The sequence below is a fragment of the Pedobacter sp. B4-66 genome (assembly GCF_018492665.1).
Taxonomy (GTDB): Bacteria; Bacteroidota; Bacteroidia; order Sphingobacteriales; family Sphingobacteriaceae; genus Pedobacter.
In genome coordinates, this window is the sequence record NZ_JAFVME010000013.1 from 17,224 (window position 1) to 30,872 (window position 13,649).

General features: G+C 38.2%; 11 protein-coding genes. 8 read left to right on the plus strand and 3 right to left on the minus strand.

What is annotated here, in order from left to right:
* Position 1: 1 nt before the first annotated feature.
* Positions 2-1,084: an efflux RND transporter periplasmic adaptor subunit gene (locus J1905_RS20075; RefSeq protein ID WP_214229011.1), complete on the minus strand. Its 1,083-nt coding sequence runs from the start codon at positions 1,082-1,084 to the stop codon at positions 2-4.
* A 250-nt stretch (positions 1,085-1,334) separates the two neighbouring features.
* Between J1905_RS20075 and J1905_RS20080 the strand changes: the two genes are divergently transcribed.
* Positions 1,335-3,128: a M61 family metallopeptidase gene (locus tag J1905_RS20080; RefSeq protein ID WP_250318154.1), complete on the plus strand. Its 1,794-nt coding sequence runs from the start codon at positions 1,335-1,337 to the stop codon at positions 3,126-3,128.
* 133 nt (positions 3,129-3,261) lie between these two features.
* Here the strand turns inward: J1905_RS20080 and J1905_RS20085 are convergent, their stop codons facing one another.
* Positions 3,262-3,729: a hypothetical protein gene (locus tag J1905_RS20085; RefSeq protein ID WP_099439747.1), complete on the minus strand. Its 468-nt coding sequence runs from the start codon at positions 3,727-3,729 to the stop codon at positions 3,262-3,264.
* Between the two features lie 574 nt (positions 3,730-4,303).
* Here J1905_RS20085 and J1905_RS20090 point away from each other — a divergent pair.
* The 3 genes from J1905_RS20090 to J1905_RS20100 all read left to right on the plus strand — a co-directional run bounded on the left by J1905_RS20090 (position 4,304) and on the right by J1905_RS20100 (position 6,407).
* Positions 4,304-4,942, plus strand: a complete 639-nt coding sequence (locus tag J1905_RS20090) for a DUF6266 family protein (RefSeq protein ID WP_214229012.1) — start codon at positions 4,304-4,306, stop codon at positions 4,940-4,942.
* Positions 4,943-4,964: 22 nt separating this feature from the next.
* On the plus strand, positions 4,965-5,642 hold the full coding sequence (locus J1905_RS20095; RefSeq protein ID WP_214229013.1) for a DUF6266 family protein: 678 nt from the start codon (positions 4,965-4,967) through the stop codon (positions 5,640-5,642).
* A 129-nt stretch (positions 5,643-5,771) separates the two neighbouring features.
* Positions 5,772-6,407 (plus strand): DUF6624 domain-containing protein, encoded by a 636-nt coding sequence (locus J1905_RS20100; protein WP_214229014.1) that lies wholly within the window; start codon positions 5,772-5,774, stop codon positions 6,405-6,407.
* Positions 6,408-6,831: 424 nt separating this feature from the next.
* On the opposite strand, the gene J1905_RS20105 is transcribed toward J1905_RS20100, so the two are convergent.
* On the minus strand, positions 6,832-8,013 hold the full coding sequence (locus J1905_RS20105) for a retropepsin-like aspartic protease (RefSeq protein WP_214229015.1): 1,182 nt from the start codon (positions 8,011-8,013) through the stop codon (positions 6,832-6,834).
* A gap of 196 nt (positions 8,014-8,209) precedes the next feature.
* Here J1905_RS20105 and J1905_RS20110 point away from each other — a divergent pair, with 196 nt between their 5' ends.
* The 4 genes from J1905_RS20110 (at position 8,210) to ggt (ending at position 13,588) form a co-directional block, all read left to right on the plus strand.
* Positions 8,210-8,449: a hypothetical protein gene (locus J1905_RS20110; RefSeq protein WP_214229016.1), complete on the plus strand. Its 240-nt coding sequence runs from the start codon at positions 8,210-8,212 to the stop codon at positions 8,447-8,449.
* A 416-nt stretch (positions 8,450-8,865) separates the two neighbouring features.
* Positions 8,866-9,879, plus strand: a complete 1,014-nt coding sequence (locus J1905_RS20115) for a PDDEXK nuclease domain-containing protein (RefSeq protein ID WP_214229017.1) — start codon at positions 8,866-8,868, stop codon at positions 9,877-9,879.
* Between the two features lie 210 nt (positions 9,880-10,089).
* Positions 10,090-11,904: an AMP-dependent synthetase/ligase gene (locus J1905_RS20120; protein WP_214229018.1), complete on the plus strand. Its 1,815-nt coding sequence runs from the start codon at positions 10,090-10,092 to the stop codon at positions 11,902-11,904.
* Complete coding sequence (gene ggt, locus J1905_RS20125; RefSeq protein WP_214229019.1) at positions 11,864-13,588, plus strand: gamma-glutamyltransferase; 1,725 nt, start codon at positions 11,864-11,866, stop codon at positions 13,586-13,588. The genes J1905_RS20120 and ggt overlap by 41 nt, the downstream gene beginning before the upstream one ends.
* The last annotated feature ends 61 nt before the right edge of the window (positions 13,589-13,649 follow it).

The following is a 13,649-nucleotide window of genomic DNA, read 5'->3' on the forward strand; positions in this document are numbered from 1 at the left end:
CTTAGTTTTTAGTAACTGTTACATGTACCGGAGTCCCTGTTTTAAGAGCCATGGCACCTGAGGTTAAAACTGTATCACCAACTTTTAGTCCCGAAGTAATCAAAATAGCTTTTGCTGTACGAGTACCCGCCTCAACGGGAACTTGCTGCGCTTGCCCATCCTTACTTACAAACACTGTTTTTCCTTCAAGTACCGGAATAATGGCCTCATTAGGAATCAAAATGGCATCGTTTAAAGTAGTCAGTGCTAATTTTATCTTAGCAAAAGCACCCGGCAATAATTCATTATTCGGGTTCGAAGCCAAGGCTTTAATCTGTAAAGTCCTGGTTTGAGAATTAATCCCCGGCTCAATGGCAAACACCTTACCAGTGTAAGATTTTGCAGAACCATCAGTTCTAAAAGATATCTCCGAATTTATTTTAATTTGACTCGCGTACTTTTCAGGTACAGCAAAGTTTATTTTAATGGGATCAATGCTAAGCAGGTTTGCAATAACATTTGTGGGGGTAATGTACTCGCCAACCGAAATAGAGCGTAAGCCAATTTTACCGCTAAAAGGCGCATATATTGATGTTTTCGCTAATTGTGCGCGGATCAATTGCGTTTGCGACTTAAGCGATTGCAAATCTGCAAGCGAGGTATCATACTCTTCCTGACTAATAGCTCCCTTTTGCAAAAGCTGTTTTGCTCGGGCTTCGTTAGTAGCAGATAGCCTTTCTTTAGTCAACGCATCTTGCAATTGCGCCTGTATATCTCTGTCGTTAATTTTTACCAGAAGCGCACCTTTACTCACATTTGTGCCTTCTTTAAAATGGATTCCGGTAACCAATCCGGATACCTCACTTTTTAGCGTAACCGCCTCGTTGGCATCAATGGCGCCGGTTATATCCAAATCATTATTAAAAGAAGAAGTAACAACAACAACCCCGTTTACGTTCATTGCCGGTGCGCCACCTTTGGCACCCTTGCCTCCGCCTTTACCGCCGCCCGAATTTTCGATTGCCTTATTGGCCGAAATTCTGTAATAAATTAAATAAAGAAACCCCAAAACAATTAGGGTATAAACGATATACTTAAGCTTCATAATGGCTGTATTGACTTTGTTAACGTACAAAAATATTCAAATAAAAGGCCTCATAATCCTTGTATTAAGGATGTTACAGCCCAGTTAACGTAATATTTTACTTACGGGGAGCGCTAAAATGCACATAAAATATACATTATATAACTAACATTTGTGTAATTTTTTTGGGTGGCTTTGCCAAAGCTTAGCGGTTTTATCTAAGTTTGGCATTATAAAAAACAACTAACTTAATATTAACAGAGATTTTTTAATGAGAACATCATTAGCAGGATTAATAGTATTACTATCAATAAGTATGACAGCTAAGTCGCAGGTGAAGGTCGGGTTCGAGGTAAATTTTATTGAACCGCAGGCACATTACGTTGAAATGGAAATGAACATTTCGGGATTAACAAAGGATTATGTAGATGTTAAAATGCCTGTTTGGGCACCAGGATCGTACCTGGTTCGCGAATTTGCTAAAAATGTAGAAGGCTTCTCGGCCACTGCAAACAATAAACCGGTTAAGTTCGAGAAAGTTAGAAAAAATGCCTGGAGAATATATTCTGCCAAAGCAAAAAGCGTGAAAATCAAGTATCGCGTGTATGCCTTCGAAGTATCTGTACGTACATCATTTATTGATGAAAGTCATGCTTTCTTATCTAGCACCGGCATATTTATGTACCCTGATGGCATGTTAAATCTGCCAAGCACTGTTAAAGTGAACCCTTTTAAAGGATGGGAAAAGGTATCTACAGGCTTAGAGCCGGTAAGCGGAAAGCCATTTACTTATACCGCTGCAAACTTCGATATCTTGTTCGATAGCCCTATTGAAGTAGGTAATCAGGATGTTTTCGAATTTACCGCATCTGGCGTGAAACACGAAGTGGCTATGTATGGTGGTGGTAACTACGACAAGGAAAAGCTAAAGGTTGATATGGCTAAAATTGTTGATCAAGGAACTGCAATTTATGGTGAAAACCCTAACAAACACTACACTTTCATAGTGCATAATTTTGCAACTGGTGGTGGCGGTTTGGAGCATTTAAACTCAACCGTACTTGGTGCGTCCAGAGATAAATATACTGATGAAAAAGGCTATAAAAGCTTCTTAAATCTTGTAGCTCATGAATATTATCACTTATGGAATGTAAAACGTTTACGTCCTGTAGCTTTAGGTCCGTTTGATTACGACAATGAAAACTACACTACAAACCTTTGGGTTGCTGAGGGTTTTACATCGTATTACGAGAATAAACTTACGTATCGTTCTGGCTTTTTTACTGCTGAAGAAACCGCGCAGGCACTTGCAACAGCAATTTCTAATGTAGTAAATACGCCGGGTTCCAGAGTTCAATCGGCCTCAGAATCAAGTTATGATGCATGGATCAAAGGATACCGTCCTAATGAAAATTCAAACAACTCAACCATTTCGTATTACAGCAAAGGCGAGGTTGTAGGTATGCTAATGGACATCGAAATTGCTCATGCCACAAAAGGAGCTAAGAGTTTGGATGATGTAATGAAAACCATGTACATTGAGTACTATAAAAAATTAGGCAGGGGCTATACTGACGCCGAATTTAAAGCCATGGTAGAGAAAATCAGTGGCATCAGTTTTACTGATTTCTGGGCTAAATATGTAAACGGAACGGATGCTATTGAGTACAAAAAATACTTCGGCTATGCCGGTATTAATGTTGTCGATGAAAATGAAGGTAAGAGCATACCGTATTTAGGTGTTGCTTCTAAAAAGGTTGAAGGCAATATGATTGTAACTGCCGTTTCTCGTAATTCTGCTGCCTGGGTTGGTGGTTTAAATGTTAATGATCAGGTGATTACTGTCGATGGTGTGCCGGTTGAGGTTGCTATCGAGAAAATGCCGGTTGTTAGCACTAAAAATATTGGGGATGTAATTACTATAACGATTAGAAGAGATGGTTTGGTAAGAGATATTTCACTTACTTTAAAGGCTAATCCGAATGTTAAATTGGTAACATCGCTTAATGCAGATGCTACTGACGCTGAAAAGGCTGTTAGGGCAGGTTGGCTTTCCGGCAAATGACTTAGTCCATCAGCATTACGATCGCTTTAGCTGGGCATTTAACGCAAAAGCGTAAAAACAACAAGGGCTGCGAATTCATATTCGCAGCCCTTGTTGTTTTTCAGTAGAAAAGATGTTTAAAATTCTTGTGTTATTAGAACGCGTAACGCAATGAAATACCGAAACGTGCTGCGGTAAATTCTGTTCCCTGATTAAGCGTAAACATTGGGCGCCAGTCAAATGCGAAATCAATAGGTGCATTTGGGATTTTAAAATCTAAACCTGCAGTAGGTCTAAGTTGAACCGCAGTGCTATGTTTTCCAAACAAGAAGTTCGGACCAACACCTAAATACCAATCTAATCCTCTTGCACCAGCAATTGGAGCTTGGTATTGAAACTCTGCACCTAAACCAACAACGTTTCCGTCAAAAAAGATAAGGTTCGCATCAACTGCACCGTTTCTAGAAAAGAAATGTTTAACGTTAAAACCAACTCCGGTTGAACCATCGCCAGCATCAATGCGCATACCTAGCGCAGTTTTATAACTTTGAGCATTAGCTACGTTAGATGTTAATGCAAGCAATGCGGTGCAACAAAATAGAGTAAAGATTAATTTTTTCATAATGTCTGTTTTTAACTTTTTATTAGATAAGAGCTAGCATTACAACTATTGTGCCACGGCATGACATTCAAATTATAAATGCTGGTTCTCAGGACAGTATTTTTTTTGGGGAAAGCAAAATTACAGGTTGTAAGTATAGCTGCAAATGTCAAATGTCCAAGATTTTGAACTATCATTCATAGTTTTATTGATATAGTTAAAATGTTAATTATTAGGAAATTAATGGTGGTTTGAGTGTTTTTATTACGTTTGCTCATCTGGGTTGGTTTTGGACGATAAATCCTATAGTAATAATTAAAAAATCACTAAAAAATAATTGAGTAATAATTTATTTGCTAAATATCACATATATGGTTAAGAGATGGTTGAAAGGTGTAAAGGATATTTCAACCATCTCTCAACCATCTTCCAACCATCTTGCAACCATCTCTCAACCTAACTATTTTACAATTATTTCTTAGCAATTATTTAATTATTTTCATTTGTTGTATCTTGATTTTCAGGTAGATATGTATTATATTTGATTTGCGACGAGAGTTGCGCCAATTGATTAAACCAAATAATAAATAGTATTATGGGAAAAGCAAAAAATGGTCCCCATGGCTTCCATACCGGAAGAATAGGTGATTTAGTCTATTACGTACTAAATGGTGAAAATGTAGTGCGCAGAATTGGAGAGAATCTGAATCCTCCAACAGAAAAGCAACTAAGAGCAAGATTGGAAGTTAAAAAGGCTAGTAGGTTTCTTGGTAAATTAAGTGCTTTTATTAACGTTGGATTCGGTACTGAGCCTATGGGTGCAGGAGGAAATCCTCACAATGTAGCTATGAAGTACAATGTGAAAAACATAATAAAAGGTACTTATCCGAATCTTGAAATTGCTTATGATAAAGTGTTGGTAAGCAGAGGTTTTTTAAAGCCGGTGGAGAATTTTGTGGCTGAGCTAACAGCAGATTCTATTAAATTTAGCTGGGATACCAATCCGCAAATGAAATGGCCGGAATCAACCGATCAGGTAATGATGTTGGCTTATTTCCCAGAATCAGAAAAGATGATTTATAAGCTTTTTGGCAATAGCCGATTGTCTGGCTCTGATGAATTGCAGATTCCGGCAGCTTTTATAGGAAAATACATGGAAACCTACATTTCTTTTATCTCCGAGGATAGGAAGAATGTGGCGGATGGCACCTATACAGGTAGTTTTAACGCCTAGTTATGGCTTAATTTATTACGAGATGGGAATATTAAGATCAGGAATTTTTGGAGGGTTTCGGAAAAAAACAGGGCCAATAATAGGGCGTAGAGGTAGAGGTATGAATATCATTACCGGACTTCATCATCCAAGTACAACAGAGCCCACAAAAAAGCAGGGGGATGCAAAAGAGAAATTTACCTTATTAACATCTTTTTTGAATATAATACCTGATTTGGTGAATATGGGTTTTAAGCATTATGCTAAAAACAAAAGGCCTTTAAATTTGGCTTATTCTTATAATTATGAGAATGCTTTTGTTGTGGAGGGCGATCATTTTTTGATCAATTATCCTAAGATAATGTACAGCCGAGGGCATATTGAAACTCCAGATGGTGCGGGAGTAGTTTTGGAGAGTTCGTTGGTAGTTTCAGAAGGTTCTTCGATAGTTTCTGAAACTAGAAGTATTAGGTTCAGTTGGTCGCCGCAAAACCAATCTGTTTATTGTCAATATACGGATTTAGGCACTTTTTTGGTATTTAATCCTGCAAAGGATAAGGCGGTTGTAGAAGTAAATGCTATTGCTAGGTATTCTTTGGAGTATTCGGTTGAGTTGCCCTTAGATTTTGAGGGTGATACTGTGCATTGTTATATGAGCTTTGCTTCGGCCAATGGCAAGTTCAGAGGAGATAGTGTTTATGTTGGTGTGGTTGTGAGTTAACAGCCCGATTCTTATCCGTTTCGCTGATTTGACGCAAGCACGTTAAATTTTGTTAAAAATCCGTAATCGTTAGTTAAGAGATGTAACTTTAGTATAATGAAATTCTTCACTGCTCTGTTTTTAATATCAATGTTTGGTCTTGTATCTTTTGGCCAAGTGACTTCATTTTCTATAGATAACTCAAAACTAGATAAATCATTGGTGGAACAATTAGATTCAATTTACAAAGTAGACCAAGCTATAAGGATTACTTATATTGAAGCTAAGCAGCGTAAAGAGTCCGTGTCTCTTTTAGATAGTCTTTTAAACGAGATGCATAAATCAGATCAAGCGAACCTGATAAAAGTAAACGCAATTATAAAGAAGCATGGTTGGTTGGGCCCACAAAAAGTTGGTGTTATTGGTGCTCAAGGTTTATTTCTAGTCATACAGCATGCCGACTTAAAAACCCAGGAGTTCTACCTGCCGGCTATTAGAGCCGCAGAAAAGAATGGTGAAATATTATCAAGTAACTTAGCTATACTGGAAGACAGAGTTTGCATGCGCAGCGGCAAGCAGCAAATTTATGGTAGCCAGGGATTTACCGATAGTCAAACAGGAAAAAAATACATATATCCCATTATCGATGTCGACAATCTTGATAAAAGACGTATCGCTATGGGTATGCCACTAATGCAAGACTATGCTAAAGAGTGGAATGTAGAAGAGTATAAAAAAGACCTTCCTGATATTGAACGCATCGTTAAAACTCAAAATATTAGATAGTACAAGTCGTGCAGTTAAGGGGGTGAATTTGGAAATAAGCTGACCCACATTTTATTCCAAATTAATAATGTAAGTATTTTTAGATAAGTTCGAGGAACAAGAGGTATGCATTGAAATAATTAGCGACTTAATTTAAACGTATGAAGTATTTTGCAATATTTATTTTGTCTTTCGTATTGGCATCTGCGCTGCCATTTCTTTGGAATCAATTTTCATTTGTTGAAGCAGGTTTTCCTTTTCCTTACTTAGAAAAAAGGAATTATGATTCGGAGATGGGAAGTTCTTTTATGGTCTCTTTTTTATCATCATATTTCGTATATGATTTGGTTATAGTAGCGATTTTTGTTTGGGTGTTAACTTATATAAGGACATACATTAAAAGTAATGCTTAGTATAAGTTTCAGTTTGAAGCAGGTTATAAACTTTACTTCTTGTTTATTGTTACTTTTTTAATTGTGCCAGTAGAGGTTTTTAGTATTAAAATCGCTTGGTCTTTATTCTCATACAGTTTTTCCTTTAGTAGGAAATCGCAAGTAGAAAGATTTGTATAGTCGATATCATTTATCGCAAGGACTTGATCATTAACACTGATCTTGTCTTTTAATGTCTCATCCCAAATCATTCCTATCAATACTTTATTGTCTTTCGGCATGAGAGAGATTGGAAAAGATTCCGCATGCAAATCAATTGGTGTTGCAAAAGGTTCGAAGTAGAATTTTTTATTTTTATAGTCTACTGTTACTAATCCGAAATTTAAAAGATCAGATCCTATTCTGGAATTTTCATCTTCAGTAGTTCTGGCATCTACATTTTTTAAAATAGCTCCATTAATATCTAATTGAGGTATCCGTAAACGATATTGAGTGGTGTCTCTTCCTATGCCGTGAATAGCCATGCCGCTACTTCCTTTTGATGTTGCTAATACCTTAACAATGTTCTCTTTTTCACATAGAACAAAATGATTTAGAGCAAGATCAAAAAGCCCAGCCATACCGGTGTCAAAAAGCAGTTGAATGTTAGCGGTGTCTTTACTTATTAAATTGACTTTGACGGCAGGATTGCTTTGAATTGGAGTTAAGACTAGATCAGTGGATTGGTTTCGGTTTAAATTCAATTTCTCTGACTGGTCTGTAAGGATTATTTTATGAGTTTTTGAAGAAATATGTAGTATAGAGTTTCTGAGCATGTTGCTGCCTATAGAGCCATCAACTTTAAGACAATCAAAAATGAACGGATCCTTAGGAACCGCGGATGGAATATCATTGAAAATTATATTGCCTACCGTAATTTCATTTAAACTTACAATATTTAAACTATCTACTTTATTATTGGCATCCCATATAGGTACCCTTTTGAGTATATTGGGTTTTAGCTCATCGAATAGCGCTTTTGAGATTGCGTTGGGAGCTCCTGTATCCAGAATAAAACGATATTCTTTGCCATGGATAGTCGCTTTTATAATCGGTATTCTATTTGTATTTTCATACTCAATCTCTGCAAAATAGTTTTTTTGACTAGTGCCGCCTTGGTTTAGCGTAAATTCTTCTTGTGCATGAGAAACTGTGACAATAGGGCTAAGCAGAATAGCTAAGAAAAGTGCTTTCATACTGGAGGTTGACGTTAAGGTTTGTAAACTACTGAATATAGTAAAATATTCACTCAAAACTTGTTGTTTGTTCGGCTATTCCATGCTATGTTTATCTTCTTCCGAGAGTTTCTACATTGTATTATAGAGTTAACATCAAGTAATTTTAAATGTAACATACCCAAGATACCTTTAGATAATTAACCTCTTAAATTAAATGAGAGTAAATAAAATACTAATTTTTTCAATCATAGCTTGCTTTATGGGGGCGAGTTGTAATAATAAAAGGCCATTTAAGGCGCCTTATTATGGGGCAGTCGGTACGGTTCTTGGAAAAGAAACCTGCAATGCGGATATTGGAAAAGACTATTGGCTTATTGAAATTGCTTCCTCTTCTTCGGTTCGACAGCAGTATGGCGATACCACACGCTTAATGAGGTCAAGTATTTCAACGTGATTAAAACAGCTGGTCTTCCAGAGATATTAAAACAAAATGGGCAGAAGGTCGGGTTTGATTTTAAGATAGCAAGCAGGTCCACGTTAACAACGAATTGCACGGTAAACAATCCCATAATTTATAAGCTTAAGGTTGTTGAGCTGATGAGTAGTAGTCCTGCTTCATTTTAACGGTTTACTTTATTAATTTACAAAGTTACGGTATGTAGTCCTTTTAAGCCAGTAATCTGATAGGTATCTCAAGCTAGATTTATGTGCATTGAGAAAGGACCCCGCAGTTTCTGAATCTTCAGTTATTCGAGTTTTAATTTGTTTGTAGATTTTGTGGTTTTGTTGTTGAAACTATATAGGTTAGGCTGTGTAGTTAAATCTACCACCATTGGTGGTAGAAATTAGCTGTTTAACAACTTATGTAATATGGAATTAGAAAAACAACAAACGCAGTTCATTTTAGAGATTAAAGAAAAAGTAAGAAATGCGCAGTATGAAGCGCTGAAAGCAGTAAACACCCAGTTGATCAATTTGTATTGGGAAATAGGGAGGTCGATTGCTGAAAAGCAGAAAGATGGTTGGGGAAAAGCTATTGTGCCACTGCTATCATTGGAATTGCAAAAAGAGTTTCCTGGAATGGGGGGATTTTCCGTTTCAAATTTGTGGTATATGACCAGGTTTTACTCTGAATACCAGTCAGATATAAATCTACCACCATTGGTGGTAGAAATTAGCTGGAGCAAGCATCGTGTAATTTTAGACAAATGCAAAGACAACCAACAACGTAAGTTTTATATCAAAGCCACTAAGAAATTTGGCTGGACTAAAGATGTACTGATACATCAAATTGAGAACCAGACCTTCGAAAGATACCTGTTGAACCAAACTAATCTTGATAAGGTTTTGCCTGAGACACAGAAGAAACTGGCACATCTAGCAATTAAAGACCATTACACTTTCGATTTTTTGAATATTACAGAGGAACATCCTGAAAGCGAACTAGAGCAAACTTTAATCAAAAATATACGCGCATTCTTGCTTGAAATGGGCAGTGATTATACGTTTGTAGGGAACCAGTATCGATTGGAAGTTGGTGGTCAAGAGTTTTTTATCGACCTTCTGTTATTCCATAGAAAACTTCAGGCTGTGATTGCAATTGAGTTAAAAACGGGAGATTTTAAGCCAGAGTATAAAGGGAAAATGGAGTTTTATCTTGCCGTGTTAAATGATACAGTAAGGCTACCTCATGAAAATGAAGCTATAGGCATTATTATCTGTAAAAATAAGAACAGAACCATTGTTGAGTACTCCTTAAAAATGGGATCATTACCTATAGGGGTATCTACGTATAGTACTACAAATAAATTACCGGAAGCCTATAGGTCACTTTTACCAAGTGAAAAAGATATTGAAGATAGATTACAGGTGTTTTTTAATTAGCTATTCTCATAAATCCGTCAGCGTCTAAAAATGACGAAAATCACGATGCAATTGTAAAACATAATTAATTATTTTTAGTTAAGTTTGGGAAACAAGGGTTGTACGAAAAGAATATATTGAGGGATAACAGTTTTGCCAAATCCCTAAAATAATGGAATACTTAAAAATCTTTAATTAACTAGATCCTTAAACAAATATAAGCGAAGTACCATGGCTGCAACGATAACAAGAGTATTCGACTTGCTTCAATACAATTTAGAGAAATTTCCGAAGGAAGAATTTGTTAGTGGTAAAATAAACGGACAATGGGTAAAATACAGTACCCAAAAGTTTTGTGATACAGTTGATGCTTTAAGTAGAGGATTGATTGGTATTGGGATGGGAAAAGGATCGAGGGTAGCGGTAATGTCACCGAACAGACCAGAGTGGAACATCACGGATTTCGCCATTATGCAAATCGGTGCTTATCAAATACCACTTTATCCAACACTTGCAGAGCACGATATTAAGTTTATTCTCGAAAATGCAGAGGTTAGTGTGGTGTTTGCAGCTGATGAAACGCTATATAAAAAACTCAAGAATGTATGTGCAGAAATGGGTTCTGACATTAAAGTATATACGTTTAATGAGGTTTCGGGCGCCAATAATTGGTCGGTACTGTTGGCTGATGGCGCAAAGCAATCAGAAGCAAGGCCGTCTGATGCAAAGCAGTCTCAGATAGATTTAGATGAGTACAGAAATCAGATCAAGCCCGAGGATATTTTAACGCTTATTTATACTTCGGGAACAACCGGAACACCTAAAGGAGTTATGCTTACGCATGATAACCTGGTTAAAAACTTCCAGAATTCTGCGGTGCTGTTGCCTGATGGAATAAGGACTGGGCTGAGCTTTTTACCGTTGTCGCACATTTTTGAGCGGATGGTTATTTACCTATACATGTTCACCAATACGTCGGTTTATTATGCCGAGAGTATGGATACTATTGTGGCCGATATTCAGTTTGTGAAGCCTACGGTTTTTTCTACTGTTCCGCGATTATTGGAAAAGGTGTACGAGAAGATCATGGAAAAAGGCAAGGCGCTTACAGGAATTAAAAGGGGAATCTTCTTTTGGTCGGTAGCCTTAGCAGAGAAATATGAAATTGAAAGCGGCTGGTTCTATAATTTCAAGCTAAACATCGCCAGAAAGCTGGTGTTTAAAAAATGGCAAGAAGCTCTGGGGGGCAATATTATTGTTATTGTTTCTGGAGGTGCGGCATTAAATCCACGATTGGCTAGGATCTTCTGGGCAGCTGGTATGCCGGTATTTGAGGGTTACGGACTAACGGAAACTTCGCCGGTAATTACGGTAAACCACTTAGGTAATACCATGTTTGGTACTGTTGGACCGGCAATTGAAGGTGTAGAGGTAAAGATTGCCGAAGATGGAGAGGTGTTGGCACGTGGTCATGCCATCATGAAAGGTTATTACATGCGCGATGATCTGACTGCCGAAACTATTGATAAGGACGGTTGGTTCCATACCGGAGACATTGGTGAGTTGGTAAAAGGTAAGTTTCTGAAAATTACCGATCGTAAGAAAGAGATATTTAAAACTGCGGGGGGCAAGTATGTGGCTCCTCAAATTATAGAGAATAAGTTTAAGGAAACTCCTTTGGTAGAGCAGGTTATGGTACTTGGCGAGAATCGTAAGTTCCCATCTGCGCTAATCGTTCCTAATTTTGTTGCGCTAAAAGCGTGGGCAGAGAAAAAGGGAATCGGCTACACTACCGATGCGGAAATGGCAAAGGATGCGAATGTATTAGAGAAATTTCAACAGATCGTTCTGTTATCGGGCAAGGATTTTGGTAAGTGGGAGCAGGTTAAACGCTTCGCCCTGTTGTCTAAACAATGGAGTATAGATGGCGGAGAGCTTACCCCTAAGCTGAGTCTGAAACGGAAAGTTATCCTGGAAAAGAATAAGGATATTATAGAAAAGATTTATGTTGACGCAGAGAATTACAAAGAAGAGAAACACGAATAAACATATTGTATTCGCTTTTTTTGTTGGGTTAACGCTTTCGGGGTGTGTTGGAGGACAACTCGGAAAGCAAAACAGTGTAGAGTATAGAAATGGAATGGTGGTTTCGGCCAGTCCACTAGCTTCTAACGTTGGGCTCAGTATTTTAAAAAAGGGTGGTAACGCAGTTGATGCTGCGGTTGCCGTACAATTTGCTTTGGCAGTTGTTTATCCGAACGCAGGCAATTTAGGCGGAGGCGGTTTTATGGTTTATCGCTCCGCTTCGGGAGAGGCCAATAGTTTAGATTTCAGAGAAAAAGCAGGTTCATTGTCCTCTCGCGATATGTATTTGGATTCAGCAGGCAATGCCATTACAGATAAAAGTTTATATGGGGCTCTTGCTTCGGGTGTTCCGGGTTCGGTTGCTGGTATGGTTGAGGCACATGCTAAGTATGGTAAATTGAAATGGGCCGATTTAATTGAGCCTGCAGTAGAATTAGCAAGAAATGGTTTTAAAGTAAGTGCCAGACAAGCCGCTGAGCTTAACTCATTAAAAGAAACATTTGCGCGGTTTAATCCCCAGGGCACTGCATTGTTGAAAGTAACTGATTGGGCAGAAGGGGATGTTTTGGTGCAATGGGAATTGGCTGGTACGTTAGAGCAGATTAGAGACAAAGGCCGTGCAGGATTTTATGAGGGTGCTGTTGCCGATAGTTTAATTGCAGAGATGCAACGCGGAAAGGGCATCATCACTAAGGAAGACCTTAAAAACTATCAGGCGGTTTGGCGTAAGCCTATCATAGGTAACTATAAAGAATATAAAATTATTACAATGCCTCCCCCTTCAAGTGGTGGTATTGCTTTGCTGCAATTGCTTAAGTCGGTAGAGGCTTTTCCTTTAAAAAGATGGGGCTTAAACGCTGATTCGACAGTTCAATTGGTAGTTGAAGCCGAGCGTAGGGTGTATGCCGATAGGGCTGCATATCTTGGTGATCCGGATTTTTATAAGGTGCCAGAGCAACAGCTTTTAAATAATGCCTACATAAAAAGCAGGATGAGCAATTTTAGCTGGGACAAGGCTACGCCAAGTTCTTCTATTAAAGAAGGCGACTTAAATATTCGTGAGCACGAAGAAACTACGCATTTTTCTATTGTAGATAGGGACGGCAATTCTGTCTCAATAACCACAACATTAAATGGGTCGTACGGTTCTGCGGTTGTGGTTAAGGGAGCGGGTTTCTTGTTAAATAACGAAATGGACGATTTCTCGGTAAAGCCCGGAACACCTAATATGTATGGTTTAGTGGGTGGTGAGGCCAATGCCATTGCTCCCGGCAAACGGATGTTGAGTTCTATGACGCCTACCATTATCGAAAAGGATGGTAAACTGTTTATGGTAGTAGGTACGCCGGGTGGTTCTACCATTATTACTTCGGTTTTTCAGACAATATTAAATGTGATAGAGTTTGATAAAAGTATGCAACAGGCCGTAGCAGCTAAAAAGTTCCATCACCAATGGTTGCCAGATGAGGTGTATACTGAAGAGAATACACTTGATAGTTTAACTGTGTTAAAGCTTAAGGCCAAAGGGTATAGCATTGCTCCGCGTGGGCCAATTGGTAGGGTGGATGCGATTTTGAGAACCAAATGGGGATATTATCAAGGGGGTGCCGACCCGCGTGGCGACGATAGTATCGCCGCGTGGTAGTTTTGTATAGTATACAGCACAGTCTATTTTCAGTTTAAACGTAGTTAAAGGAGGTTTAGGT